This window comes from Mangrovihabitans endophyticus (assembly GCF_014646155.1).
Taxonomy (GTDB): domain Bacteria; phylum Actinomycetota; class Actinomycetes; order Mycobacteriales; family Micromonosporaceae; genus Actinoplanes; species Actinoplanes endophyticus.
Map to the genome: position 1 here is coordinate 709,650 of NZ_BMMX01000001.1, position 26,105 is coordinate 735,754.

General features: G+C 71.7%; 20 protein-coding genes. 16 read left to right on the top strand and 4 right to left on the bottom strand.

From position 1 onward, the window contains the following. Positions 1-4: 4 nt before the first annotated feature. Genes IEY73_RS02775 through IEY73_RS02800 form a run of 6 tightly spaced genes read left to right on the top strand, consistent with a single transcriptional unit; the run spans position 5 to position 10,677 of the window. Positions 5-337 (top strand): hypothetical protein, encoded by a 333-nt coding sequence (locus tag IEY73_RS02775; RefSeq protein WP_189077400.1) that lies wholly within the window; start codon positions 5-7, stop codon positions 335-337. Further along, positions 334-708, top strand: coding sequence for a GPW/gp25 family protein (locus IEY73_RS02780; RefSeq protein WP_229715406.1), 375 nt, complete (start codon positions 334-336; stop codon positions 706-708). The genes IEY73_RS02775 and IEY73_RS02780 overlap by 4 nt, the downstream gene beginning before the upstream one ends. Beyond that, positions 705-3,539 carry a putative baseplate assembly protein gene (locus IEY73_RS02785; protein ID WP_189077402.1) on the top strand — a complete coding sequence of 945 codons (2,835 nt, stop codon included), beginning with the start codon at positions 705-707 and terminating at the stop codon, positions 3,537-3,539. Before IEY73_RS02780 ends, IEY73_RS02785 begins: the two co-directional genes overlap by 4 nt. Further along, positions 3,536-7,186 carry a putative baseplate assembly protein gene (locus IEY73_RS02790; RefSeq protein ID WP_189077403.1) on the top strand — a complete coding sequence of 1,217 codons (3,651 nt, stop codon included), beginning with the start codon at positions 3,536-3,538 and terminating at the stop codon, positions 7,184-7,186. Before IEY73_RS02785 ends, IEY73_RS02790 begins: the two co-directional genes overlap by 4 nt. Beyond that, the gene (locus tag IEY73_RS02795) at positions 7,183-9,333 is read left to right on the top strand and encodes a hypothetical protein (protein WP_189077404.1); all 2,151 of its coding nucleotides are present in this window, start codon (positions 7,183-7,185) and stop codon (positions 9,331-9,333) included. The genes IEY73_RS02790 and IEY73_RS02795 overlap by 4 nt, the downstream gene beginning before the upstream one ends. A 30-nt stretch (positions 9,334-9,363) precedes the next feature. Further along, a complete protein-coding gene (locus tag IEY73_RS02800; protein WP_189077405.1) occupies positions 9,364-10,677 on the top strand; it encodes a DUF6519 domain-containing protein in 1,314 nt (437 codons plus the stop codon). Between the two features lie 9 nt (positions 10,678-10,686). Here IEY73_RS02800 and IEY73_RS02805 read toward each other — a convergent pair whose 3' ends face one another. The 4 genes from IEY73_RS02805 to IEY73_RS02820 form a co-directional block, all read right to left on the bottom strand. Further along, positions 10,687-11,370: a TetR/AcrR family transcriptional regulator gene (locus tag IEY73_RS02805; protein ID WP_189077406.1), complete on the bottom strand. Its 684-nt coding sequence runs from the start codon at positions 11,368-11,370 to the stop codon at positions 10,687-10,689. A gap of 109 nt (positions 11,371-11,479) precedes the next feature. Further along, positions 11,480-11,899 (bottom strand): Zn-ribbon domain-containing OB-fold protein, encoded by a 420-nt coding sequence (locus IEY73_RS02810; protein WP_189077407.1) that lies wholly within the window; start codon positions 11,897-11,899, stop codon positions 11,480-11,482. Positions 11,900-11,903: 4 nt separating this feature from the next. After that, positions 11,904-13,091 carry a thiolase C-terminal domain-containing protein gene (locus IEY73_RS02815; RefSeq protein ID WP_189077408.1) on the bottom strand — a complete coding sequence of 396 codons (1,188 nt, stop codon included), beginning with the start codon at positions 13,089-13,091 and terminating at the stop codon, positions 11,904-11,906. 20 nt (positions 13,092-13,111) lie between these two features. Next, positions 13,112-13,963 (bottom strand): MaoC family dehydratase, encoded by an 852-nt coding sequence (locus tag IEY73_RS02820; RefSeq protein WP_189077409.1) that lies wholly within the window; start codon positions 13,961-13,963, stop codon positions 13,112-13,114. Between the two features lie 176 nt (positions 13,964-14,139). Here IEY73_RS02820 and IEY73_RS02825 point away from each other — a divergent pair, with 176 nt between their 5' ends. From IEY73_RS02825 to IEY73_RS02865, 10 genes are all read left to right on the top strand, one after another. Next, entirely contained in the window at positions 14,140-16,347 is a 2,208-nt protein-coding gene (locus tag IEY73_RS02825) for an acetate--CoA ligase family protein (RefSeq protein WP_189077410.1), read from the top strand. A 100-nt stretch (positions 16,348-16,447) separates the two neighbouring features. Continuing rightward, the gene (locus tag IEY73_RS02830) at positions 16,448-17,677 is read left to right on the top strand and encodes an acyl-CoA dehydrogenase family protein (RefSeq protein WP_189077411.1); all 1,230 of its coding nucleotides are present in this window, start codon (positions 16,448-16,450) and stop codon (positions 17,675-17,677) included. Next, a complete protein-coding gene (locus tag IEY73_RS02835) occupies positions 17,674-18,561 on the top strand; it encodes an SDR family NAD(P)-dependent oxidoreductase (RefSeq protein ID WP_189077412.1) in 888 nt (295 codons plus the stop codon). Before IEY73_RS02830 ends, IEY73_RS02835 begins: the two co-directional genes overlap by 4 nt. 15 nt (positions 18,562-18,576) lie before the next feature. Continuing rightward, the gene (locus IEY73_RS02840) at positions 18,577-19,692 is read left to right on the top strand and encodes an acyl-CoA dehydrogenase family protein (protein WP_189077413.1); all 1,116 of its coding nucleotides are present in this window, start codon (positions 18,577-18,579) and stop codon (positions 19,690-19,692) included. Between the two features lie 6 nt (positions 19,693-19,698). Then, positions 19,699-21,219 carry an MFS transporter gene (locus IEY73_RS02845; protein ID WP_229715408.1) on the top strand — a complete coding sequence of 507 codons (1,521 nt, stop codon included), beginning with the start codon at positions 19,699-19,701 and terminating at the stop codon, positions 21,217-21,219. A 2-nt stretch (positions 21,220-21,221) separates the two neighbouring features. Then, positions 21,222-22,034 (top strand): SDR family NAD(P)-dependent oxidoreductase, encoded by an 813-nt coding sequence (locus IEY73_RS02850; protein ID WP_229715409.1) that lies wholly within the window; start codon positions 21,222-21,224, stop codon positions 22,032-22,034. Between the two features lie 16 nt (positions 22,035-22,050). Then, positions 22,051-22,818, top strand: coding sequence for an MBL fold metallo-hydrolase (locus IEY73_RS02855; RefSeq protein ID WP_229715411.1), 768 nt, complete (start codon positions 22,051-22,053; stop codon positions 22,816-22,818). Positions 22,819-23,060: 242 nt separating this feature from the next. Further along, positions 23,061-24,110, top strand: a complete 1,050-nt coding sequence (locus IEY73_RS33300; protein ID WP_229715413.1) for an ABC transporter ATP-binding protein — start codon at positions 23,061-23,063, stop codon at positions 24,108-24,110. Then, positions 24,107-25,156 carry an ABC transporter ATP-binding protein gene (locus tag IEY73_RS02860; protein WP_229715415.1) on the top strand — a complete coding sequence of 350 codons (1,050 nt, stop codon included), beginning with the start codon at positions 24,107-24,109 and terminating at the stop codon, positions 25,154-25,156. The genes IEY73_RS33300 and IEY73_RS02860 overlap by 4 nt, the downstream gene beginning before the upstream one ends. Continuing rightward, positions 25,149-26,099 (top strand): ABC transporter permease, encoded by a 951-nt coding sequence (locus IEY73_RS02865; RefSeq protein ID WP_189077416.1) that lies wholly within the window; start codon positions 25,149-25,151, stop codon positions 26,097-26,099. The genes IEY73_RS02860 and IEY73_RS02865 overlap by 8 nt, the downstream gene beginning before the upstream one ends. The last annotated feature ends 6 nt before the right edge of the window (positions 26,100-26,105 follow it).

Consider the following 26,105-nt stretch of genomic DNA (forward strand, 5'->3'; position numbering starts at 1 on the left):
ATCCATGCCAGGAAACATCTTGCACGTCGCGGCCACCATCATGTGCCCGCACGGCGGGCGGGGGACGGTGCAGTCCACGCAGGCACGGGTCACCGTGTCCGGCAACGCCGCGGCGACGGTGGCCGACACGTACACGGTGACCGGTTGTCCCCTCAACGTCTCCGGCAAACCGCAGCCGTGCGTGACCATCCGGTGGCCGGGACCGGCGGTCCGGGTCACCGTCAACGGCAGCCCGGTGGTGCTGTCCACCTCGACCGGCGTGTGCCAGAGCGCCGAGCAGGCGCCGCAGGGCCCGCCGTCGGTGCCGGGCGTGCAACCGCGGGCGGTGGCGCAGTGAGCGGGCGGCTGGACGTGGCGTTCCCGTTCGCGATCGACGGGCGCGGGCGCACCGCGGAGGCGGGCTACGACGACCATGTCGCCGACATGATCGAGCTGCTGCTGTTCACCAGCCCGGGGGAGCGGGTGATGCGCCCGGACTTCGGCTGCGGCCTGGGCGACCTGGTCTTCGAACCGAACAGCATCGAACTGGTGGCCACGTTGCAGGTGTCCGTGCAGGCGAGCCTGCAGCGCTGGCTGGGTGACGTCATCGACATCGGCGCCATCGAGATCGACCGGGACGAGGGCACGCTCTCGATCCGGATCAGGTACACGGTGCGGGCCACCGGCACGGCTCGCGACGACGTGTTCACGGGGAGGACGGCGACATGAGCGCCGATATCGAATGCGCGACGCCGGAACGCCGCAAGCGGGTGCGCCGGCATCACTGGAACGGCATCGACGAGATCGAGGTCGGCGACGACGGACGTACGCTCATCGTCACCTTCCTCGGCAAGGCACCCGGACACGATCTGAAACCGGAGAACATCCGGATCGACGGCGGCCGGCGCATCACCGGCATCGTCGCGCTCGGCGTCACCATCGAGCGGGCCGAGGACCCGGACCTCGACGACCACATGCACGTGGAACTGGACCGGATCGGCGACGCGTCGACATACACGCTCTCCGTGGTCCTGCCCGGACCGTACGGGCGGCCCGGCACCGTGCCCTATTACGGTTTCGACGAGCGCTACGGCAGCGCGGACTTCACGTTCCGCCCGGACTGCCCGGCCGATCTGGACTGCCGGCCGGCCGAGCCTGCCCCGGGGGACGGGCCGCCCCCGCCGGTCATCGACTACACCGCCCGCGACTACGCGGCGCTGCGTCGGCTGCTGCTGGACCGGATGACGCTGACCTCGCCGCGATGGGTGGAACGCCACGTGCCCGATCTGCCGCTCACGCTGGTCGAGTTGCTGGCGTACCGGGGTGACCAGATCTCGTACGCCCAGGACGCGGTGGCCACCGAGGCGTACCTGGACACCGCCCGGCTCCGCGAGTCGGTGCGCCGCCACGTGCGCCTGGTCGACTACGCGATGCACGACGGCGGCAACGCGCGGGCCATCGTCACGGTGCGCAGCACGGAGACGGTGACGTTGTGCCCCGGCCGGTTCCGGTTCGCGGCCATCGACGTCAGCGCGGTCGACCCGCGCGACCGCCCGGCGCCGGGCCCCGTGCTGGCCGACGAGGAACTGCTGCGGCTGATGCGGACGGTGCCGGTCGAGGTCTTCGAACCGATGAGCGCGGACGACGTGACGATCCGCCCGGAGCACGACTGCATCAGATTCTGGACGTGGGGCGACACCGACTGCCGGATCCCGGCCGGCGCCACCACGGCCACCCTGCGCGACGACTGGACCGACGAGCACGTCGACGGCGACGACGACGAGGACCACGACCACGAACGCCCGCGCGCGCTGCACATCGAGCCGGGCGACATCCTGATCATCGAGGAGGTGCGCGGCCCGGGCACGGGCGCCGCCGCCGACAGCGACCCGAATCACCGGCAGGCGGTCCGGGTGATCGGCGTCGAGCCCGGCGTGGATCGCCTCTACCGCCGGCCGATCCTCGACGTGACGTGGGCGCCCGAGGACGCCTTGCGGTTCACCGCCGTGCTGTCCGCCTGCGGGGAACAGGACCTGACCGTGGCGCGGGGCAACACCGTCGTGGTCGACCACGGTCGCTCGCTGACCTTTGACGGGCGCGACCCGGAAGAGCTGACGGCGCCGGAGTGGGACGGCTGCGGCACCCCCACGCCGTACCGGCCCCGACTGTCCCACATCCCGGTGACCCAGGCTGCTCCGTTCCCGGCCCCGGCGCAGGTCGCCGCGGCCCAGTCCCGGTTGTTGGCGTCTGTGCCCGGCAGGGCCCGCGAGCGGTTGGCGGATCTGTGGCGCAACGCCCGCGCCGGCCACCACCCGGAGCCGGACGAGAACGAGGAGCTGATCCGCCTGTTCGGCGCGGCCACCGTGGCCGCGCTGCGGCCGGACCGCCACCGGGTCCGCGCGTTGGCGGTGCTGGCCGGTCGGTTCGACACGCTGTTGGCGGCCAAGCTGACCCGCATCGCCCGGCTGGTCGCGCTCGCCGCCGACGGCCGGGTCCTCGGCCGTGACGTGGCGTGGGAGATCCGGCACTCGTGGGGCCCGGCCTACGCCGAACACCTCGAACCGGACGATCCCGCGCTGGCCGGACCGGCATCGCAGATCGGCGCGCCCGACCCGCGCGCCGCGCTGCCCGCGGTCCGGTTGACCGACGGCGACTGGACACCCCGGCGCGACCTGCTTGCCGAAGGCCCGCGCTCGGCCGCCTTCGTCGGCGAGGTCGGCAACGACGGAGGGCTGACGCTGCGCTTCGGCGACGGCGTGCACGGCCGGATCCCGGATCCCGGCGGCACGCTGCGGGCGTGGTACCGGGTCGGCAACGGCACCGCCGGCAACGTCGGCGCCGAGGCGGTCGCCCACCTGGTGCTGGCGAGCGGGGCCGAGGCGCCCGGAGTGGAACAGGTGCGCAACCCGATGCCGGCCACCGGCGGCACCGATCCCGAACCGGTCGACGTGGTGCGCACCATGGCGCCGCTGGCCCCGCATCGCACCCGCCTGCGCGCGGTCACCGCAGCCGACTACGCCGACCTGGCCGCCCGGGTGCCGGGCGTGCAACGGGCGGCGGCGAGTTTCCGGTACGTCGCCGGTTCGGCCGAGGTGCACGTGGCGATCGACCCGTTCGGCGCCGACTCGCCCACCGACACGCTCATCGACGCGGTGAACGCCGCACTGGAGCCGTACCGGAGAATCGGGCACGACGTGGTGGCCGGCCCGGCCGACCTGGTCCCGCTGCTGGTCGAGGTGACCATCTGCGTCGACGACGGCTATCCGCGCGGGCAGGTCGTCGAGGCGGTCACCGGCCGGCTGCTGGAACTGTTCCGGCCGGACGCGGTGTCGTTCGGTGAGCCGGTGCGTGCCAGCCGCCTGGTCGCCGCGGCGGTCGCCGTCCCCGGCGTCACCGGTGCCGAGGTCACCGGCCTGCGGCGGCTCTTCGGCACGGACGACGGCGAGGTCGAGACCGGCCTGCTGCCGCTCGGCCCGCTGCAGATCGCCCAGCTCGACAACGCTTCCGACCGGCCCGAAGACGGCCGGCTGTCCCTCCACGTGGCCGGAGGTGGCCGATGAACTGCACATGTGGCTGCGGGGGCGGCTGCGCGGACGTCCGCTCACCCGGCCCGCCGCCGGGGCTGCCGGCGATCCCGTACCGGGCCGGCGACCACGGGTCGTTTCTGGCCGCCATGCTGGCGCGGCTGTCGTCGGTGCCGGAGCTGGCCCGGTTCACCGCACGGACCGCGGACGACCCGGCCATCGCCCTTCTCGACGACGCCGCCGTGCTGGGCGACCTGCTGACCTTCTATTCCGAGCGGATCGCCAACGAGGGCTATCTGCGCACCGCCACCGAGGATCGGTCGCTGCGGCTGCTCGGCCGGCTCGTCGGGTACGCGCCGCGGCCCGGCGTCGCGGCCGGCACCTACCTCGCGTTCACCGCCGACCGTGACGCCGCCCAGCGCGACGTGGACGTGCTGATCCCGGCCGGGATGCGAGCGCAGAGCGTGCCCGCGCCGGGCCAGGACGCCCAGGCCTTCGAGACCGGCGAGGACCTGATCGCGCGCTGGTCGCTGAACGACATGCGGGTCCAGGTGAACCGTCCGATCCAGGTCACGCCGGGGGACCTGGGCGGCCTTCTTGAGCTGACCCTCACCGGCGCCAACCTCAACCTGAAGCCGGCCGACCGGCTGCTGTTCGACTTCGGCCCCGGCGTCGCGGGTTCGCCGCAGTTGCTGGTGCTGAGCGCGGTCAGTGAGGACGCCGCGGCCGGCCGCACGGTCGTCGGCTTCACCGCCCAAGCCGCGCCGGACCCGCTGCCGGCCCGGATCCGCGCCACCGTCGAGCAGGCCAAGACCGATCCGATGTACGAGCGCAGCCGCATCGTCCGCCGCTACGTCGACACCGACCTGACCCGGCTGCCGGAGGGTTTCGCCGCCGCGACCGATCCGCGGGCCGCGCTGGCCGAGGCCATCGCGCGGGCGGACACCGCCGCGACCGCGGGTGAGGCGTACGACAGCGTCCGTGGCTGGTTCGCGGCACATCGCGACCGCCTCGTCGACCTGCGTGATGCGGCCACGCCCCCGGCGCCGCCGCCCGCGCCCTCACTGTTCACCGAGCTCGCGCTGGCCGCCACCGCCTCGCCCAACCCCGCCCTGGCCGGTCTCGCCGCGCTGCTCGGCCCGCTGCGCCGCCCGCCGTCGCGACCCCCGGCGAGCGCCCGTGACCTGGACCGCAAGCCGGCCGACATCTTCGCGCCGGGCTCCGACTTCGGCGCCCAGCTCCTCACCGCGGTCGACCCGCGGCTGCGTGACCTCTACACCGCCTGGCGGCAGATCAACGTCGCCCAGGATCAGGCGCTCAAGGGCCTGCAGGCGATGCGGGTGACCGCGCCGCCGTTCGGGGCCACCGCGCCCGACCGGCTCGTGTTCGACAGCCAGGGCACGGTCACCGGCACCATCGAATGGCCGCTGGGCCGGGCCGACCAGTTGTTCCTGGGAGTCACCTACGCCGACGGGATGCCGTCGGTGATCCAGTTCCGCTACACCGCGCCGGACGGCATGAGCTGGACCGCGCACGCCGACATCGGCGACGGAGACGACGGTGTCGACCTCGGGCCGTGGCAGGTGTCGCTGGTCGTCACGCAACCGGAGCGGGGCGGCCCCGACGTGGCCGCCGCGGGCGAAGAGGGCCCGGATCCGGGTGTGGAGGCCACCTTCACCGTCAACGAGGCCGCGGCGTTCGGGCTGACGCTGCCGCAGTCGCCGGCCACCGGCGCGGTCTCGGTCACCGTCCACAACGGAACATCGCTGTCGCTGGAAGTGATCTCCCAGCCGCAGAGTGGCGTCCATGGCGATCGGACGGTGTCCGTCCGCCGGACTGCGGGGGACCTGCAGAACCCGGTGTTCTCGCTCACCTCCGCGACGTCGGCGCCGTTCGCCCGCAACGTGATCGCGCTGGACGCGGTCTATGAGGGCATCGCCCGGGATAGCTGGGTGGTGGTCGAGCGGCCCGGCAAGCCGATGCTGTTGTTCACCACGGTCAACGAGGTGCGCACGGTCGCCCTGGCCGACTTCGGCATCACCGGCAAGGTGACCCAGCTCGAGCTGGACGACGACTGGCTCCTGCCGGACGACACGTCGCTCAACCACATCCGCGACACCATCGTCTATGCCCGCGGTGAGCGGCTCGATCTGGCCACCGAGCCGGATCCGAGCGACGTCGGCGGCGACCGCATCGAGCTGGCCGCGCTGTACGAGGGCATCCGGCCCGGCCGGCTCATCGTGGTCACCGGCGAGCGAACCGACGTGGACGCACCGGGCGTCACCGGAACCGAGGTGGTGATGGTGGCGGCGGTCGAGCAGTTCGTCGACCCCACCCGGCCGACCGCGCTGATCCACACCGTGCTGACGCTCGCCGTGCCGCTGAACTTCACCTACCGGCGGCCGACCGTGCACTGCCTCGGCAACGTGGCTCGGGCCACCCACGGTGCCAGCCGGGCGGAGGTCATCGGCAGCGGCGACGCGAGCCGGCCGGGCCAGACCTTCACCCTGTTCCTAGGCCCGCTCACCTGGATGGCCGCGGACACCCCGCTGGGTGCCGAGAACACCTTGGTGGTGCGGGTCGACGGCACGCGCTGGCACGAGGTGGACAACTTCGCCGGCCGGGGGCCGCAGGAGCGCGTCTATGTCACCTCCGTCGGCGACGACGGGCGCACCCGGGTGACGTTCGGCGACGGGGTGAACGGCGCCCGGCTGCCCACCGGAGTGGAGAATGTGCGGGCCGAGTACCGGGTCGGCGTCGGTGCCGCCGGCAACGTCCGGGAGCGGCAGATCACCCAGTTGGTGTCCCGCCCGGCGGGGGTGTCCGCGGTGACCAACCCGGTGGCCGCCGACGGCGGCGCCGACCCCGACGACCAGCATCAGTTGCGCCGCGGCATCCCGGTCGCGGTGGCCGCGCTGGACCGCCTGGTCGGGGTGAGCGACTACGCGGACTTCGCGCGTGAGCGGGCCGGCATCGGGCGGGCGTCGGCCCGGCAGGTCCGCGACGGGAATCGCGAGCTGGTGCACGTGACGGTGGCCGGCTCGGGAGACATCCCGCTGGCCGACGACTCCGGCATCGTCACCGCGCTGCGCGCGTCGCTGGTGACCTTCGGCGACCCGCGCCTGGCCACCGAGGTTGCGGTGCGTGAGGCGGTGCTGCTGCTGGCCGCGGCGACCGTGCGGGTGCTGCCGGACTACTCGTTCGAGCTGGTCGAACCGGTGATCCGGGCGGCCGTGCTGGACCGGCTGGGCTTCGCGGCCCGCGACCTGGGCCAGCCTGCGTACCGCTCCGAACTGGTGGCGGCGATCCAGAACGTGCCCGGTGTGGACTACGTGGACGTCGACGTGTTCACCGGGGTGCCCGGCTCGCTGACCCCGGAGGACCTGCAGAACCTGCCGGCCCAGGTGGCCACCCCGCAGCCGGTGGTGCCGGCTCGGCTGGCCGAGTTCCACGAGGCGACCTACACGGTGCCGGACGACGGGGCGATGACGCTCACCGCGATCGCCGCCGCCAACGGCATCACCGTCGCGCGGCTGCTCGCGCTCAATCCGGCGGTGCCGGGCGACGCCGACGTGCCGGCCGGCACCGAGGTGGTGGTGTTCCGCGGCATCCGTCCCGCGCAACTCGTGATGTTCTCCGCCGATCTGAGCGACACCCTCATCCTGCGGGAGGCCACGTCGTGACCAGCCAGCCCAACCTCGCCGCGCTGCTGCCGGTGCACGTGCAGCGCCGCGACGCGGAAACCGGCGCCGCGTTGAGCGCGCTGCTCGCCGTGGTCGGCGAGCAGCTAGGACTCACCGAGGACGCGGTCGCCCAGTTGTACGAGGACTGGTTCATCGAGACGTGCGCCCCGTGGGCGGTGAACTACATCGGGGGTCTGGTCGGTTACCGGATCGCCGGCGGCTACACCGCGGCGCTGGCCGCGGGCGACGAATCGGCCCGGCTGCTGGCCGCCCGGCTGGCGCCGCGCCGCGACGTCGCCGACACGGTGTCCGCCCGGCGGCGCAAGGGCACCCTCTCGGTGCTGGAGGATCTGGCCCGCTCGGTGGCGGACTGGCCGGCCCGGGCGGTGGAGTTCCGTCGCACCCTCGGCATCACCCAGCCGGTGCGCCTGTACGGCGACGCCGCCGCCATCGTCCGTCGAGCCGGCCGCACCCCTGGCCGGCTGATCGACGTGCGCGACGGTGCCGCACTGGACCTGCTCGGCACGCCGTTCGATGAGTCCACGCATCTGGCCGAGGCGCCGCGGATCAGCGCCCCCGGCCGCCGTACCGGTCGGCACAACCCGCAGGCGGTGGGCGTGTTCGTCTGGCGGCGGACCGCACAGCCGGTCACCCGGGCCCCGGCCAACTGCATCGACAGCGCCCGCAACCTCTACACGTTCTCGGTGCTCGGCAACGACACCGGGTTGATCACCAATCCGGTCCCCGAGCCGGTGCGCACACACCTGGCCGGAGCCGAGAACCTGCCGGTGGCGATCTCCCGCCGGGCGGCGCGGGACCGGCTGCCCGAGTTCTACGGGCCGGGCAGGAGCTTCACCATCTGGGCCGGCGCGCGCAACGCCCCGCCCACGCCGGTTCCGTTGTCCGCCATCGTGGTCGCTGACCTGTCCGGTTGGCGCTACCGGCCCGGACCCAACCAGGTGGTGGTCGATCCGGTGCTCGGCCGGATCGCGTTCGGCCGGCGCGCTCTGCCCCGCCGTGGCGTGTGGGTGTCCTACCACCACGCCTTCCCCGACGACCTGGGCGGAGGCGAGTATCCGCGACTGCCGGTGACGCCGCAGGCCGTGCCGACCTATCGCGTCGGCGACGGCGCGGACTTCGAACGGATCAACCAGGCGTACGAGCGATGGAAGGCCGACCAGCCCGCGGAGGCGATCATCGAGATCACCGACAACGGCGCCTACCAGGAGCAGCTCGAGTTCGAGGTCGGCGAGGGGCAGCGGCTGACGTTGCGGGCGGCCGAGGGTAAACGTCCGACGTTGCGGCTGCTCAACTGGTATTCCAACCGGCCGGACGCGCTCCAGTTGCGCGGCGTCGGCAAGGGCGCCCGGATGGTCCTGGACGGACTGCTGATCACCGGCCGCGGGGTGAGCGTCGCCGGGCCGCTGGCCGAGGTGGACATCCGGCATTGCACCCTGGTGCCGGGCTGGTCACTGGAGTCGCACTGCGCGCCGACCCACCCGGCCGAACCCAGCCTGGTGCTGGAGGAGACCCGCGCATGTCTGAACATCACCCGCAGCATCCTCGGCACCATCGTGGTCGTCGCCGACGAGGTGCACACCGACCCGCTCGACATCCGGATCACCGACAGCATCCTGGACGCCACCGCGACCGACCGTGAGGCGCTGACCGGGCCCGAAGGGCGCCTGGCCCACGCCGTGCTGAACGTGGAACGCTGCACCGTGATCGGCCGGATCTGCACCCACGCGATCCGGCTGGCCGAGAACTGCATCCTGGACGGCAAGGTCCGGGTGGCCCGCCGGGCGGTCGGCTGCATCCGGTTCTGCTACCTGCCGGCCGGCTCGCGAACGCCGCGGCGGTTCCACTGCGAGCCGGACACCGCGCTGCGCGGCGCCGGCGACGCGGACGAGCGCCGGCTGATCCTCAACCGGGTCCGCCCACGATTCACCGCCCGCGGGTACGGCATGGCCGGCTACCTGCAACTGGCGCAGTCCTGCCCGGACGAGATCCGGCGCGGCGCCGAGGACCGCTCCGAAATGGGCGTCTACCACCATCTGTTCCAGCCGCAGCGCGAGGACGACCTACGCCGCCGGCTCGATGAGTTCACTCCCGCCGGCGCCGCAGCCGGCCTCGTCTTCGTCGACTGACCACCGCGTCCGAACTTCGGAGGACCCACCATGCACGGCGACTTCTCGCGTCTCACCTTCCGGCCCGGCAAGCACCACACCGCGGTCCTCAGCCAGCAGGGCCGGCTCCGCCTCGACGCGGAGGACAACGAGCACACCGCGATCCAGGCGTACCGCACCCGGCGGTTGACCGCCGACCTGCTCGGACCGCACGCGGGCCCGGCGGCTGACCTCGGCTTCGCCCTCGTCCGCACCGACGAGGGCGACCATCCCGACCTGACCATCGGGCCGGGCCGCTACTACGTGGACGGCATTCTGTGCGACGCGACCCGGCCGGACGGCAGCGCCTGGACCTACCTGACACAGCCGGACGCGTTCATCGACCCGGACACCGACGGGTTGCCGGACGACGGCTTCCTGGTCTATCTGCGGGCGCGTGAGGTCGTGGTGAACGCCATCGAGGATCCCGACCTGCACGAGAAGGCGCTCGGCCCGGCGCTGCCCGGCACCACGCTGCGGCTACGCGTGGCCTGGCAGGTGCTGGTGGCCACCGACTTCGACACCGGCGGGTTCGAGACCATACCGGAGGCATTCGAGGCCTGGGCGCAGGACAAGCGCACCCATCACAGCCTGGCCTCGGTCGGCGTGGAGCGCCCCGGCAACGCGAACGACGACCCCTGCATCACCAACCCCGACGCGGCCTATCGCGGGCCGGAGAACCAGCTCTACCGCATCGAGGTGCATCGCGGCGGCGCGGCGGGCACGGCCACGTTCAAGTGGTCGCGGGACAACGGCTCGGCGGTCTACGCGATCGGCGGGTTCGAGAGCGAATGGGTGACCGTCACCGGGTCGACCGACGACAAGATGCTGCCCGAGGTGGAGGACTGGGTGGAGGTGGTCGACGACACGGCGGTCCGTGGCGGCGAGCCGGGGCCGCTGCTGCAGGTGGTCGACGTCGACTTCGGCGGACGCCGGGTGCGGCTGTCCGCAGTGCCCGCCGACGAGGTCGGGCGGGACCCGGCGCGGCACCCCTACCTGCGGCGCTGGGACCAGCGCGCGGGCGGGCGGGGCGGTCCGAAGCTGTCCGGCGGCGCGGTGCCGATCGTGGAGGACGAGTGGATCGCGCTGGAGCAGGGCGTGCAGGTGAAGTTCGGTGCGGAGGGCACGTACCGCACCGGCGAGTATTGGACGGCCGCCGCCCGTACGCTCGACGGCGACGTCGAATGGCCCGAAGCGGACGGTGAGCGGGTGCTGCTGCCGCCGGCCGGCCCGGACGAGCACCTTGCCCCGTTGACCTGGTTCCGGCGCGACCGCCAGGCCCAGGATCTGCGCATGCGGTTCGAACCGATCTCGCGGCCGGTCTGACGAGCCCGCTCAGCCTGCCGGAACGGCGTCCTCGTCGTAGCTCACCTCGATGCCGAAGTCGCCGGTGATGATGGGACGCATCCGCTCCAGCACCTCCATCATCGCGGCGACGTGCGCGGTCGCCGCCCGCGCGGACCGCGACTTGGCGATCTCCCGCCGCGCGTCGCCGACGAAGCTGGTGACGAGCCCGGCGAGCACCCGGTGCACCGCGTCGTTCTCGCCGGCCAGCAGCTTGACATTGGCGCCGAGCCAGGCGCGGCTGCCCCGGCGCTGCAGTTCCGGAAAGCCGGGTGGGGTGTCACCGACCTGGAAGATCCGGACCAGGTCGCGCCGGCTCCAGGTCGCTTCGAGGTACGCGCGGGCTCCGGCGAGGAACAGGTCGTACGGATCGGTGACCCCGCCTTCCCGGGCGGCCAGGACGGCGGCCCGGGCGATCTGCCGCTGTTCCTCGTAGTGCCGCTCCCACAGGGCCAGGAACAGCTCGGTCTTGCCGCCGAAGTGGTGGTAGAGGCTGCCGACGCTGGAACCGGCGCGCTCGACCACCTCGGTCACGCTGGCGTCGGTGAACCCGCGCTTGGCGAACACCGCGCGGGCGGCGTCGAGAAGGTCGGCACGCACGCCGTCGGTGGTGCTCCAGCGACGAGCAGACGGCTGCTTGACATCGATCGTCCGCGGTGTCGCCTTGGACGGCATGGGGTCCCCCTTCCACACGGCTCAGTGTTCATTATGCGTGGCCGTGTATCCGTGGGACGTGACGGTGGTGTTACGACAACATGGTGCGGCGTTCTAGAACATTCCTCGGCTATCGTCGGCTGTCTTCCACGGCCTGGAAGATCGGCACGCTGAGGTCCTCGTGGTCCTCCCAGCCGACACGCACCCGTTGCCCGACGCGAACCGCGTCCGGATCGCCGCCGATCTCGGCAAGCATCCGGAACCCCTCGTCCAGGTCGACGAAGCCGACCGCGTACGGAGTGCGGGATCTGAAGTACGGATGGCCGTGCTGCCGGATGACGGTGACCGTGTAGACCGTTCCGAGCCCGGCGGACTCCCGCCACCGCGGTGCTGCGCCGAGAGTGTGGACGCCGTGGCGGCGGGGGAAGTAGACCGTGTCGCCGGTTTCCGGATCGGCTTGATACAGCAGTCGATGCTCCCTCGTCGCACGCCAGAAGTGTGCGGTGTCCGGCTCGTCGAGGGAGGGCAGCGGTCGCGCCGGCTGAGTCATGACGTCACTCCCTTCCGAGGATGACGGTGGCGGCGGCGTGGCGGGTGCCGAGCTGTCCGCCGTTGCCGTGCGCGAGCGCGAGGCGCGCACCGTCCACCTGTGCGGTCGACTCGCCGCGCAGTTGCCGGACCGCCTCGATCAACAGAAAGATGCCCCGCATGCCCGGATGGTTGGACGACAGGCCGCCGCCGTCGGTGTTCAGGGCCGGGCCGCCGGGGGTGTCCCAGCGCAGCCGGCCGCCCTGGACGTACGGCCCGCCGTCGCCCTTCTTCGCGAAGCCCAGATCTTCCAGGATCGTCAGCACCGTGATGGTGAACGAGTCGTAGATCATCGCGACGTCGATCCGGTCCGGGGTCACCCCGGCCTGGTCGAACGCCGCCGGTCCGCTGAGTACGGCCGCGCTGGTCGTGATGTCCCGGCCGTTTCCCGGGTAGCCGATTGCCTCGCCGCTGCCCAGGATCCAGACCGGGCGGGTCCGGATGTCGCGGGCCACCTCGGCGGACACGATGACGACCGCGCCGCCGCCGTCGGACACGATGCAGCACTCCAACAGGTGCAACGGATCGGCGACCAGACGCGACGTCAGCACGTCGTCGATGGTGATGTCGCCGGTGTTCTTGATGCCGATGGCGGAAAGCCCGCGCACCGCGTCCGGGTTGCGGGCGGCGTGGGCGCGGGTGGTCACGGCGATCTCGGCGAGCTGTTCCGGGGTCGTGCCGTACTGGTGCATGTGCCGCCGAGCGACGAGCGCGTAGTTTCCGATGAGCGTCAGCCCGTACGGCGTCTCCATGTTCGCCGCCGGCATCGGCTCGGCCGGTGGGCGGCGCGCGCCGGTGCCGATGGCGCGGGCGTCGCTCTTGGCGGTGGATCCGTAGGTCAGCAGGGCCACCCGGGCCCGGCCCGCGGCGATGTCGCGGGCCGCGTGCGCGGCATGGAACTCGAACGAACTGCCTCCCACCGCGGTGGTGTCGACGACCCGCGGATCGATGCCGAAATACTCCGCGATGGTCAGGCCGGACATCGGCCCGGTCTCGCCGGCGTCGTACAGGGCGTCGACGTCGCGCCATGACAGCCCGGCGTCGGCCAGCGCCCGCGCCGCGGACTCGGCCTTGATCTGCAGCTTGCTCATCCCGTCGACCCGGCGGTCGGGGAACTCGTGGATTCCGGCGATGGCGGCGCGTTGGTCGGACATGAGCGGACTCCCGTCCGAATTCAGGAGAAGGTGGCGACGCCCCGGTCGATCACCACGGTGCCGTCGTCGGTGGTGGTCCGGAACAAGACCTGCCCGTCACCGTCCACCCAGATGGACACGGTCAAGGACTGTCCCGGCAGCACGGGCCGGCTGAACCGCCCGGACATGGTGTGGAAGCGGGCCGGGTCGGAGCCGCACAAGGTGTGCAGCAGCGCCCGCCCGGTGAATCCATAGGTGCACAGCCCGTGCAGGATCGGCCGGTCGTAGCCGCCGCGAGCCGCGAACGCCGGATCGGCGTGCAACGGATTGCGGTCGCCGGACAGCCGATAGAGCAGGGCCTGATCGGGTCTCGTCGGATAGCTGACCCGGTGGTCCGGCTCCCGGTCGGGCAGCTTCCAGGCGTCCTTCACACCCGGATCGCCGCCGAATCCGCCCTCGCCCAGGACGAAGATGCCGCCGTGCGCGGTGACCAGCGGCTCACCGTCGGCCGTGGTGGCCACGCTGGAGGTCGTCACCAGCGCGCCCTTTCCCTTGTCGTACATGCCGGTGATCGTCGAGGTCACGGTCACCTCCCCGGCCGGTGGCAGCGGCCGGTGCAGCTCGAACGCCTGCTCGGCGTGCAGCAGGCGAGCCGGGTCGAAGTCACCGAGTTTGCGTCGGCGGCCACCTCGTGCCTGGGCGGCGAGCACGGCGAAGGTGGGCAGCACGCGCTGTGCGACGCCCTCGGTGTTCTCGGTGGTGAACTCGAGCTCGGCGAGCGGGTCCGCGGCTCCGGCGCCCACGCCGAGCGCGTAGAGGATGGTGTCGGTGGACGTCCATGAGCGTGCCACCGGCTCCCCGGCGACGCCGACCAGGCTGTGGTCGAGGGTCATCGCAGCCCTTCCGTGGAAGATCGATGATCCGGTCAGGATTTAGAACGAAGTTCTAGTATCGTTTCGCGCCGATGTCACGCTGTCAACCATTGACAGAGGGAACGGCTCTCGGGTGTCATGTCATTTCAGAACCGAATTCTAGGACCGAACCGGCACTACCGGGGAGGAGAATCGGGATGGGGACCACCGACGAGCTCATCCGCCCCGACCTCACGCCGGGCCGAGACCCCGATCGGGAACGAGCACGGCTCCGCCTGGTGACGCCGCAGCGGCTGCGTTCCTTCTTCGCGCCACGGTCGGTCGCGCTGGTCGGCGCCTCGGACTCCTCGGGCTGGGCCGGCTTCATCGTGGAGAGTCTGCGCACCGCCGGGCTTCCCGGACCGATGGTGCCGGTGCACCGCCGCCATCGGTCCGCGTTCGGCACACCGACGATCCGTCGCCTGACGGACCTGGATCGGCCGGTCGATCTCGCGTTCGCGCTGGTGCCGACCGACGCGGTGGAATCCGTCCTGGACGACGCCGCCACCGTCGGCATCCGCAATGTCATCGTGCTCGCGGCCGGTTTCGGTGAGGGAGGCGAGGCGGGCCGCCGCCGCGAACGCCGGCTGGCGGACATCGCGATCGACCACGACCTGACCGTGCTCGGCCCGAACTGTCTCGGCTTCGTCAACGCGCACGCGCACGCCGCCCCGTTCGGCCTGCACATCGTCCCGCCGGTGCTGCCCGGCCCGGTCGGCATCGTGCTGCAGAGCGGCGCGCTGGCCAGCAACGTCATGGGATTCACCCGCGCTCGCGCGATCGGGACCAGCCTGTTGTCCTCGATGGGCAACGAGGTGATCATCACGGCCGCCGACGTCGTCGACTACCTGCTCGACGACGACGCCACCAAGGTGATCGCCCTGTTCCTGGAGTCGATCCGCGATCCGCACCGGTTCCTGGCGCTGGCCGACAAGGCGCTCACGGTGGGCAAGCCGCTCGTGGTGTTGAAGGTCGGCCGCACGGCAGCCGGGCGGGCCACCGCGCTCGCACACACCGGAGCGATCGCCGGAGACGACGCGGTGGTCGCCGCGGTGCTGCGCCAGCACGGCGTCATCCGGGTCGACAGCCTGGAGGAGTTGCTGATCACCGCGGGGCTGTTCGGGTACGGCCGGCCGCCGTCCGGTTCCCGCATGGGTGTGGTGACGGCATCCGGCGGGGCCTGCGACATCATCGCCGACCGGTGCGCCGACGAGGGCATCGAGATCCCGGATTTCGCGCCGTCCACCGTGTCCCGGCTGAGCGAGGCGCTGCCCGCGTTCGCGGCGGTGCGCAATCCCTTGGACATCACCGGTTTCACGCTTGCCGATGCGAAGGCGGCGGCCAGCGGCGTCGGCGATGTCGCCCTCAACGCGGTCGTCGACGACCCGGGCGTCGACTTCGTCTTCAACGCGGTGGCCGTGCCCGTCGATCCGCCGCCCGACCCGGCTCCCTGGCACCGCCGGTACGCCGGCATCGTGGCGACGCAGAACCGGACCGGCAAGGCGATCGTGCACTTCACCACCACCTGCACGGACATCTCGCCCTACGGCCGCGACCTGCTGGCCGGGTACGGGTTGCACGCCCTGGGCGGCATCGAGTTCGGGATCCGGGCGCTCGGGCACGCGCTGCGCTGGACGTCGGCCCGGTCCCGTGCCGCGCTCAGGCCCGCACCGGAGCGGCACGCGGTCCCGGCCGCCCATGCCGGCCTGCCGTCCGGCCCGATGTCGGAGGCCGCGTCGCGAGACCTGGTCGCGGCGCACGGCGTGCGTGTGGTGCCGGGCGAACTGGCCACCACGGCCGCCGGTGCGGTCGCGGCGGCCGACCGGCTGGGATATCCGGTCGCCCTCAAGATCTGCGCGGCGGCGCTGACCCACAAGTCCGACCACGGCGGGGTCGCCCTCGATCTGCCCGATGCGGCCGCGGTCGCCGCCGCGTTCGATCGTGTCGAGGCCGCGGGACGCGCCCATGCCGCCGCCGTCGACGGCGTGCTGGTGACCGCCATGCGTGGCCGAGGGGTCGAGTTGTTCGCCGGCGTCACCGTCGATCCGTCGTTCGGGCCGGTCGTGGCGGTCGGGTTGGGCGGAGTTCTCGTCGAGGTGTTGCACGACGTCAGCCTGCGGGCCTTGCCGGTGCCGCCCGACGAGGTGGAACGCATGCTCGGCGAGCTGCGCGGCGCGGCCGTGTTGCGCGGCGCCCGCGGCACCCCGCCGGTCGACCTCGCGGCGGTCGCCCAGGCGGTGGGCGCCCTCGGCGAGGCGGCACTCGCCCTCGGGCCGAGACTGCAGACGATTGAAGTCAATCCCTTGTGGGTGAACGGATCCGAGGTCGAGGCGCTGGACGTCCTGGTGGTCACGCGCGGCGGCTGACGATCGATACCTGCCGTACGTGCCGTGGCCGCCACGCCTGTGCCCGACGGCACCCGGGGCGACGACGACGCGGCACCGAACCAGTAGCAGAGGAGAGCCGATGGACATCGATCTCGGGCCGGAAGCGGCCCGGTTCCGCAGGTCGATCCGAGATTGGATCGACGCCAACGCACCGGACGGCCTGGCCGCCCTCACGGACTGGACCGCCACCGGGATGACCGGTGGCTACAGCGTCAACGCCGACGCGATGAAGAGCGAGCTGTACGCGGAGTGGGACCGACGCCTGCTCGACGCGAACCTCATCTGCCCACGGTGGCCGCAGCGCTTCGGCGGCCGGGGCTTCACCGCGTTGCACAGCGCCATCTACGCCGAGGAGCTGCGCCGGGCGGGGCTTCCGCTGGTCTACCGCGGGTTCGGTGAGGGGATGGTCGGACCGTCGGTGATCGCGCACGGGACACCCGAGCAGCAGGAATACTTCCTGCCTCGGATCCGGTCCGGTGAGGACGTGTACTGCCAGGGGTTCTCCGAGCCCGACCACGGCTCCGACCTCGCCGGGGTGGAGACCCGCGCGGTGGTGGACGGTGACGAGGTGGTGATCACCGGGCAGAAGCTCTGGACCTCCGGCTTCTACCGGGCAAACATGATCTTCATCTTGTGCCGCACCAACCCGGATGTGCCCAAGCATCGCGGCCTGTCCTACATCCTGGTGCCCTTCCTGGACAACCACATCGAGGCGCGCCCGGTCCGGCAGATGACCGGTGCGGAGCAGTTCGGCGAGGAGTTCTTCGACGGCGCGCGGGCGCCGCTGTTCAACGTCATCGGCGGGCTGGACAACGGCTGGCGGGTCGCCATGACCACGCTCGGGTTCGAGCGCGGCGGCGGGGCTTCCACCGCGCATCTGCGCTTCGAGCGGCAGCTCTGGAACCTCGTGGACCTCGCCCGCGAGGTGGGTCGCGAGCGGGAACCGGTGGTGCGGCAGCAGCTCGCCTGGGCGTACACCCACGTGCAGATCATGCGGATCTCCGGGATGCGGACGATGGCGCAGCTCGCCGAGGGCCGCGAACCCGGGCCGGAGGCGTCGACGTCCAAGCTGTTCTGGAGCGAATACGAGAAGCGTCTCGGTGAGATCGCCGCCGACCTGCTCGGCGCCGAGGGGATGGTGCGCCCGGCGGGCGAGGGCTACCCGTTGAGCCACTGGCAGGAGGTGTTCCTGGCGGCGCGGGCCGGCACCATCTATTCCGGCACCAGCGAGGTCCAGCGCAACATCATCGCCGAACGGGCGCTGGGCCTGCCCAAGGAACCGGCTCCCGCCAAGGGAGCGCCGTCATGACCCCGTTGAGTGGCAGGGTCGCCGTCGTCACCGGCGCCGGCCGCGGGATCGGCGCCTCCGTCGCGCGCCTGCTGGCGGCGCAGGGGGCGCGCGTGGTCGTCAACGACCTGGGCGGTGCCCTGGACGGCAGCGGCTCGGACGAGACGCCCGCGGCTCAGGTCGTCAAGGACATCGTGGCGACCGGCGGGGAAGCGGTCGCCAACGGCGCGGACGTGGGCGACGCGGAAGCGGGGGAAGGGCTGATCCGGACCGCGATCGACACGTTCGGCACGCTCGACGTGCTCGTCAACGCCGCCGGAATCCTGCGCGACCGGATGATCTTCAACATGTCCGAGCAGGAATGGGACGACGTGATCCGAGTCCACCTGAAGGGCCACTTCAACACCATCAAGCCGGCCGCCGCCTTCTGGCACGAGCAGCGCAACGAGAACGGTCACTACCGGCTGATCAACTTTACGTCCAGCTCCGGCCTGTTCGGCGCGCCCGGCCAGCCGAACTACGCAGCCGCGAAGATGGGCATCGTCGGGCTCACCTATTCCTGCGCGAACGGTCTGGCCAGATACGGGGTCACGGCGAACGCGATCTCGCCGGGGGCGGCCACCCGCATGACGGCATCGGTGCCGGACGACCGGCGCCGGGCCGGGGTGCGCACCGACCTGGAACGTTCGCCCGACAACGTGGCGCCGATCGTGGCCTACCTGGCCGGCGAGCAGTCGGACTGGTTGACCGGGCGCGTCATCGGCGCGAGCGGATACGACGTGACGCTGTACCAGAACCCGGAACCGATGCGGGTGTTGTCCGCGGCGCAGCGGTGGAGCGTGGACGCGTTGGCCGCACAGGTGGAGCGCGTCTTCAAGCCCGTTGTCACGAGGCCGGCACGGTAGTCGAGGAGGATGGTCATGCAACTCGTGTTCACCCCTGAGCAGGAGGAGCTGCGCGAGGCGGTGCGCCGGTTCTTCGCCGCGAAGTCCTCCAGCGCGGCCGTTCGGGCGTTGATGGAGGATGCGACCGGCTACGACGCCGCCGTCTGGAAGCAGATGGCCACCCAGCTCGGCGTCCAGGGCATCGCCATCCCGGAACGGTTCGGCGGCAGCGGCTTCTCGTTCGTCGAGCTCGCCGTCGTCCTGGAGGAGGCCGGCCGGGCACTGCTCGCCGCGCCGTTGTTCAGCAGCGCGGTGCTCGCCGCGTACGCGATTCTGGACTCCGGCGACGAGGCCGCCGCCGGGGAACTGCTGCCCGGCATCGCCGACGGAACAAGAATCGGCACGCTCGCCTGCACCGAGGACAGCGGCCAGTGGGACCTCGGCGCGCTGACCCTGCCGGCCACCGCGGACGGTGCGGGCTGGCGCCTGTCGGGTGTGAAGTCCTTCGTCGTCGACGGGCACGCCGCCGATCTGCTGGTGGTGGCCGCTCGTACGCCCAACGGGTTGAGCCTGTTCGCCGTCGACGGGTCCGCGCCCGGTCTCGGCCGGACCGCGCTGCCCACCCTGGACCAGACCCGCAAGCTCGCCCGGATCGTCTTCGACGACGTGCCGGCCCGGCTCGTCGGTGCCGACGGGGGCGCGGCGGCGGCGCTGACGCGCACCCTGGACAAGGCGGTCCTGGCGCTGGCCGCCGAACAGGTCGGAGGGGCCCAGCGGGTGCTGGAGATGGCCGTCGACTACGCGAAGGTCCGCCACCAGTTCGGCCGGCCGATCGGCAGCTTCCAGGCGATCAAGCACAAGGCCGCGGAGATGCTGCTGCGGGTGGAGTCGGCCAAGGCGGCGGCGTATTACGGCGCCTGGGCGGTGGCCGACGACTCGGAGGAGGTGCCGGCGATGGCGAGCCTCGCAAAGGCGTACTGCTCGGAGGCCTACTTCTTCGCGGCGGCCGAGAACATCCAGATCCACGGTGGGGTCGGATTCACCTGGGAGCATGACGCCCACCTGTATTTCAAGCGGGCGAAGTCGTCGCAGATGTTCCTCGGCGACGGGACCTTCCACCGGGAGCGGTTGCTTCAACGGATCGGCGTATGACGGCGGGTGTCAGGCGCCGAGGCGGATCCGGGGACGGCACGCCGGGTGGCGGAGCAGCGCTACGCCTGGCGAGTGCTGTCTCTGGTCTGCCTCGCCGCGTTCATGACCGGGGTGAACAACAGCTCGATCACCATCGCGCTGCCCACGATCGTGCGCCACTTCGCCGCGTCCGCGTTCGAAGCCAACTGGGTGCTGCTGTCGTTCATGCTCACCAGCACCGTCCTGATGATCTTCTTCGGGCGGTTGGCCGATCTGCTGGGCCGGCGCGAGATGTACCTCGCGGGCATGGTGCTGTTCACGGTGACAAGCGTCGCGGCGGGCTTCGCGCCGACGGTCTGGTTCCTGATCGGTTGCCGGGTGCTGCAGGCAACCGCCGGCGCGATGCTCGTCACGAACAGCGCGGCTCTGGTGTCCGGCGCGTTCCCGCGCCGGATGCTGGGGCAAGGGCTGGGCATCTATCTGTCCTCATTCGGGCTGGCCCAGCTCGTGGGCCCCACGCTCGGCGGGGTGATCGCGACCGGCGTCGGCTGGCGGTGGAATTTCTGGCTGAACGCCCCGCTCGGCGTGGCCTGCCTGCTGTGGGGGATGCGGGTGCTGGAACGCGTGCCGCGGCGTGGCGGCGCGGCACGGCTGGACCCGGTGGGCAATCTGCTGGTGCTGGTGGGCCTGGGTTCGCTGTTGCTGGCCCTGTCCGAGGTCACCGCGCTCGGGTGGACCAGTCCGCTGGTCCTCGGCGGTCTTTGCGTGTTCGCCTTGGCAGTGCCCGCCTTCCTGCTGGTGGAGAGCCGAACGGCACACCCGGTGGTCGACCTGGCGACGTTCGCGGATCCGGTCGTGGGCCTCGGCGTGCTCGCCGGGTTCCTGGCCATGATGTCCCGCTTCGCCGTGGTCCTGCTGATGGGCCTCTACTTCCAGGCCGTGCGTGGCGACACTCCCGCGGAGGCGGGCGTGAAGATTCTGCCGCTCGCGGTGGCCTCCATCGTCACCTCGCCCAGCGTGGGGCTCATGCTGCGGTACACCGCGGCCCGTACGGTCGCTGTGGCGTCCAACGCCGTTTCCGCGCTGGGGCTGCTGGTCCTGACGGCGAGCCTGTCCGCGACGACGCCGTACTGGCTCATCGTCGTCGCCTGCGTGGTGATGGGTCTGGGGTCGGGCAGCTTCATCCCGGCCAACAGCACCGCGATGCTCACCGGAGTGCCCTCGGAGCGACTGGGCATCACCAATGCGGTGCGGACGATGGCGCAGAGTGCCGGAGGGGTGATGAGCACCGCGGTCGCGTTGACCATCATCAGCGCCCCGCTTCCCGTGGAGTACCAGGAGGAGATTTTCCACGGCACATTGTCGCGGGTGTCCCGCGACGCGGTGCCCGAGCTGGTGACCGGCTACCGGTGGGCGCTCGGGCTGATGGTCGTGTTGTCGTTGCTGGCGTTGGCCACCTCGCTCGTCGGCCGGAGGGTGAACGGCCCGGCGGATCCGCGTGCGCGGCTGCTGCCGGCGTCAACGGTGGATTCGGCAGTGGAGGAGTGACCATGGGTCGGCTGGACGGGAAAGTGGCCGTCGTGACCGGAGCGAGCCGCGGAATCGGTGCGCAGATCGCGCGGCGCTTCGCGGCCGAGGGAGCGGCGGTTGCGGTGGCCGCGCGGACGACCGATCCTGGCTCGTCCCGCTTCGCCGGCAGCCTGGCGGAGACCGTCTCGGCCATCGCCGCCGCGGGTGGCAGGGCGGTCGCGATCCGGGCGGACCTGAGCCGGCCGGCGGACCGCGCGCACGTGGTGGCCGACGCGACGGCCCGGCTGGGTCCGGTGGACATCCTGGTGAACAACGCCGCGGTGACGTATTTCGCCCCGGTCGCGGACTTCGCGGACCGGCACCTGCATCTGATGTTCGAGGTGCAGGTGTACGCGCCGCTGCACCTGGCGCGACTGGTGCTGCCGTCGATGCGGGAGCGACGACGGGGCTGGATCCTCAACATCTCCTCGCGAGCCGCGATCCATCCGGCGATTCCGCCGGCCCGGCGGCCGGGCGGCACGGTGTACGGCATGTGCAAGGCTGCCCTGGAGCGGTTCACCACGGGCCTCGCGGCCGAGGTGTTCGCCGACGGGGTCGCGGTCAACGCGTTGTCGCCGAACCGGGTGGTGCCCACCGCGGGAACGCTGTTCCACCACCTGACCACCATGGATGATCCGGCTGCCGAGCAACCGGACGTGATGGCCGAGGCGGCGCTCGCGCTGTGCACCGGACCGGTCGTTGCGGCCGACGGCGGCTGCGGACTCACCGGACGTGTGGCCTATTCCCAGGACCTGCTCGCCGAACTCGGTGTCCCCCTTCCGGCGGCGGGCTGAGGTGCCCTCCGGACCGGTGACCACCCGTGCGACCCTTGTCCTCGCCCGCAATCCGGGCCCGATGACGTTCGAGGGCACCAACTCGTGGCTGTTGCACGAGCCCGGCTCCGCGCAGGCGGTCGCGGTGGATCCCGGTCCGGAGGACGGGCCGCATTTCGACGCCCTGTCGGCCGCCGCGGCGGTGCGCGGTGCGCGGATCACCACCGTGCTGCTCAGCCACCGGCATCCCGATCACGCGGCGGGGGTTCGCGCGTTCGCGTCGACCGTCGACGCGCCGGTTGCCGGATACGACCCGGCGCTGGCCGACGTCGTTCTCGCCGGCGGCGAGGTGCTCGTGGCCGGTGGGCTGCGGATCGAGGTGCTGGCCACGCCCGGCCACAGCAGCGACTCGTTGTCGTTCCGGTTGCCCGCCGACCGCGCGGTCCTCACCGGTGACGCCGTGCTCGGCCGGGGAGCCCCGGCGATCCTGCACCCGGACGGTCGGCTGTCCGACATGATCTCCTCGCTCTCGGCGCTGCGGTCCGGGGTCTGCGACCGCACGGGCTCGGTGCTCCTTCCCGGACACGGTCCGCCGATTCGTCATCCGCTCGCGATGCTGGACGGGGCGCTGGCCGCCCGCCGCCGACGGCTGGCGCAGATCGCCGCGGCCGTCGACGAGGGCTGCGACACGGCGGAATGCATCACTGAGCTTCTCTACGCCGGTCTGGACCCGAAGCTGCGCCGGGCGGCGCTGGCGACGGTCCGCGCGTACCTGGCGTACCTGGAGAACCCGTCAGCGATGTGACCGTTGACACATTCCCGAATCGACAGATACTTTAGAACGCGATTCTAGATCGCCTGACTGTTCGGATCGGTCAGCCGCAGCGCTGCTGATGGGCATCGACGTCGGAAGCACCCTCGACCCGGAGAGGACGCGAGCGGGCACTCGGCGGTCCACCCCGCCGGTGACGGCGCGGCCGACTCCGTCCGCCTCGGGCGACGTGAGGGGCCTGCCGCCGGCGTGCACGGTGCCGGAGGGAGGGCTCCGTGAGGAACGCCGCGCCACTGTTGGCCGTGCACGATCTGCACGTGGATTTCGACACTCCGGCGGGCCCGGTCGCGGCGGTCAGCGGTGTCAGCTTCGAGATCGAACCGAACGAGACGGTCGCGCTGGTCGGTGAGTCCGGCTCGGGCAAGTCGGTGACGGCGCTGGCGATGATGCGCCTGCTCGGCCGCGGGGCCACCCTGCGCGGGCAGATCACCTGTGACGGCCGGGACATCACCGGCCTGACGGAGAAACAGATGCGCTCCGTCCGCGGCCGTGCCATGACGATGATCTTCCAGGATCCGATGAGCAGCCTGGACCCGCTGTATTCGGTGGGCAACCAGTTGGTCGAGACCGTCCGGCTGCACAACCGGATGAGCCGGGCCCGCGCGGTCGAGCGGGCCACCGAACTGCTCGACCAGGTCGGCATCGCCGACCCCCGCGGGCGGCTGCGTGCCTACCCGCATCAACTGTCCGGCGGCCAGCGGCAGCGGGTCATGATCGCGCTGGCGCTGGCGTGTTCGCCGCGCCTGCTGATCGCCGACGAGCCCACCACGGCGCTGGACGTCACGATCGAGGCGCAGATCCTCGAACTGATCCGGGGTCTGCAGCGCGAGTACCGGATGTCGCTGCTGCTGGTCACCCATGACATGGCAGTGGTGGCGGAGATGGCCGACCGGGTCGTGGTGATGTACGCCGGGCAGGTGGTCGAATCGGGCGCGGCCGAGCAGATCCTGCGGCAGCCGCAGCACCCCTACACCACCGCGCTGTTCCAATGCATCCCCACCCCGGTGACGGACCGGTCGGCCGCGTTGACCGCGATACCCGGCGCGGTGCCGAGCCCGCACGAACTCCCGCCGGGCTGCCGGTTCCATCCCCGCTGTGCGGTCGCCTTCGACAGGTGCGTGACCGGCCAGGTGCCGCTGTTCCCGCTCGACGGCGGCGCCCGGCACAGCCGTTGCTGGCTGTCCGGCGACGCCGCCAGTGGGCGCGCCGACCGGACCGTGGTCACCTCCGCGTCGGTGCCGGGCCCGGCGAGGCGACGCCGATGAACACGCCGGCGACCACGACGCAGCCACGCGTCCCGGTGCCGGGCGGGCGCGAACCGCTGCTGGCCGTCACCGACCTCGTCAAGCACTATCCGATCACCAAGGGGCTGCTGCGGCGCACGGTCGCTTCGGTGCGGGCCGTCGACGGCGTGTCGTTCACCGTCGGGCGGGGTGAGACGGTGGGGTTGGTCGGCGAATCCGGATGTGGCAAGTCCACCGTCGCCAAGATGGTCACCCGGCTCGTGCAGCCCACCTCCGGGTCGGTGCGCTTCGCCGGCACCGAGCTGACCGGGCTGCGTGCGCGGGAACTGCGGGAGTTCCGGCGCCGTTTCCACATCGTCTTCCAAGACCCCTACAGCTCGTTGGATCCGCGCCTGCGGATCGTCGAGTCGGTCGGCGAGCCGCTGGTCGCGCACCGCATCGCCACCGGCGCGGCCAAACGTCGGCGAGTCTGCGAGCTGATGGAGCTGGTGGGTCTGTCGCCGGCGCACATCGACCGGTACCCGCACCAGTTCTCCGGCGGTCAGGCGCAGCGCATCGGCATCGCGCGGGCGCTGGCGACCGGCCCGGATCTGGTGGTGTGTGACGAGGCGGTCAGCTCGCTGGACGTCTCCATCCAGGCGCAGGTGCTCAACCTGCTCAAGAAGCTGCAACGCGAACTGGGTTTGTCCTATCTGTTCATCGCCCACGACCTCAACGTGGTGCGCTACCTCTCCGATCGGGTGTTCGTGATGTATCTCGGCCGCATCGTGGAGGTGGGTCCGGCCGCCGGCATCATGCAGCGGCCGGCGCACCCGTACACCGACGCGCTCATCGGATCGGTGGCGACACCCACCAGCTCGGGCGGGTTCCGGCGGTCCCGGGTCGTCGCGCGCGGCGAGGTGCCGAGCCCGAGCCGGCCACCCCCGGGATGCCGCTTCCACCCTCGCTGTCCGGAGGCGTTCGACCTGTGTCGCGTTCAGCAGCCGCCGGCATACCGCCTGACGGGCGACCGGCTGTCGGCATGCCATCTGCGCGCCGGCGAGGCGGAGGGCGTCCGCGATGGTTGAGTACGCCCTGCGCCGGGCGCTGTACGGAGTCCTGGTCATCTTTATGGTCACGGTGTTCGTCTTCCTCGCGCTGCGCGCCGTTCCCGGCGACGCGGTGCGGATCCAACTGGCCGACGCGCCCGGCGTCACCGAGGAACAGATCGCCGAGCGCACCGCCGCGCTCGGGCTCGACCAGCCGGTGCTCACCCAACTGTTCCACTTCCTGGGCGGGGCGATCACCGGCGACTTCGGAGCCTCGTTCTCCGACGGCAGCAGCGTTGGCGGCCTGATCGCCGACAGGCTTCCGGTGACCGGCCAGCTCGGGCTGATGGCGCTGGCCATCGGCGTGGTGCTCGGCGTCGTGATCGGCATGGCCTCGGCGGTGCGACCCAACGGTCTGCTGGACCAATCGCTGCGACTGGTGAGCGTGAGCGGTCTGTCGGTGCCGAGCTTCTGGCTCGGCCTGCTGCTGGTCACCTACCTCGCCGTCTACGCCGGGTGGTCGCCCCCGCTGATCTATCAGGGACCGGCCGAGAACCTGGGCGGCAACCTCGCCCAGATGACTCTGCCGGCGCTGGCACTGGGCGCGGCGGCCATGGCGAGCATCGCGCGGATGCTGCGCTCGTCGCTGCTGGAGGTCCTGCAGTCCGACCACCTCCGCACCGTCCGTGCCCGCGGCGCCGGCCGCGGAACCACGCTGTTCAAGCACGCCACCCGCAACTCGTTGCTGCCCGTCTTCACCGTGCTCGGCCTTCAGGCGGGCGGCATCCTCGGCGGCACGGTCATTCTGGAGTCGATCTTCGGGATCCCCGGAATGGGTTCGCTCACCTTCGAGGCGGTGCAGATGCGTGACTACCCGGTGGTCCTCGGCTGCGTCATCGTCTACGGAGCGGTCTTCGTGGTCGTCAACATCGTCGTCGATCTGATGTACGGGGTCATCGACCCGCGCGTCCGGTACCGCTAGGAGCCC

Excerpts from the sequence above, each read along its gene's own strand:
- IEY73_RS02775 (WP_189077400.1), top strand. The coding sequence starts at position 5 with ATGCCAGGAAACATCTTGCACGTCGCGGCCACCATCATGTGCCCGCAC.
- IEY73_RS02785 (WP_189077402.1), top strand. The coding sequence starts at position 705 with ATGAGCGCCGATATCGAATGCGCGACGCCGGAACGCCGCAAGCGGGTG.
- IEY73_RS02790 (WP_189077403.1), top strand. The coding sequence starts at position 3,536 with ATGAACTGCACATGTGGCTGCGGGGGCGGCTGCGCGGACGTCCGCTCA.
- IEY73_RS02800 (WP_189077405.1), top strand. The coding sequence starts at position 9,364 with ATGCACGGCGACTTCTCGCGTCTCACCTTCCGGCCCGGCAAGCACCAC.
- IEY73_RS02805 (WP_189077406.1), bottom strand. The coding sequence starts at position 11,370 with ATGCCGTCCAAGGCGACACCGCGGACGATCGATGTCAAGCAGCCGTCT.
- IEY73_RS02810 (WP_189077407.1), bottom strand. The coding sequence starts at position 11,899 with ATGACTCAGCCGGCGCGACCGCTGCCCTCCCTCGACGAGCCGGACACC.
- IEY73_RS02815 (WP_189077408.1), bottom strand. The coding sequence starts at position 13,091 with ATGTCCGACCAACGCGCCGCCATCGCCGGAATCCACGAGTTCCCCGAC.
- IEY73_RS02820 (WP_189077409.1), bottom strand. The coding sequence starts at position 13,963 with ATGACCCTCGACCACAGCCTGGTCGGCGTCGCCGGGGAGCCGGTGGCA.
- IEY73_RS02825 (WP_189077410.1), top strand. The coding sequence starts at position 14,140 with ATGGGGACCACCGACGAGCTCATCCGCCCCGACCTCACGCCGGGCCGA.
- IEY73_RS02830 (WP_189077411.1), top strand. The coding sequence starts at position 16,448 with ATGGACATCGATCTCGGGCCGGAAGCGGCCCGGTTCCGCAGGTCGATC.
- IEY73_RS02835 (WP_189077412.1), top strand. The coding sequence starts at position 17,674 with ATGACCCCGTTGAGTGGCAGGGTCGCCGTCGTCACCGGCGCCGGCCGC.
- IEY73_RS02840 (WP_189077413.1), top strand. The coding sequence starts at position 18,577 with ATGCAACTCGTGTTCACCCCTGAGCAGGAGGAGCTGCGCGAGGCGGTG.
- IEY73_RS02850 (WP_229715409.1), top strand. The coding sequence starts at position 21,222 with ATGGGTCGGCTGGACGGGAAAGTGGCCGTCGTGACCGGAGCGAGCCGC.
- IEY73_RS02860 (WP_229715415.1), top strand. The coding sequence starts at position 24,107 with ATGAACACGCCGGCGACCACGACGCAGCCACGCGTCCCGGTGCCGGGC.
- IEY73_RS02865 (WP_189077416.1), top strand. The coding sequence starts at position 25,149 with ATGGTTGAGTACGCCCTGCGCCGGGCGCTGTACGGAGTCCTGGTCATC.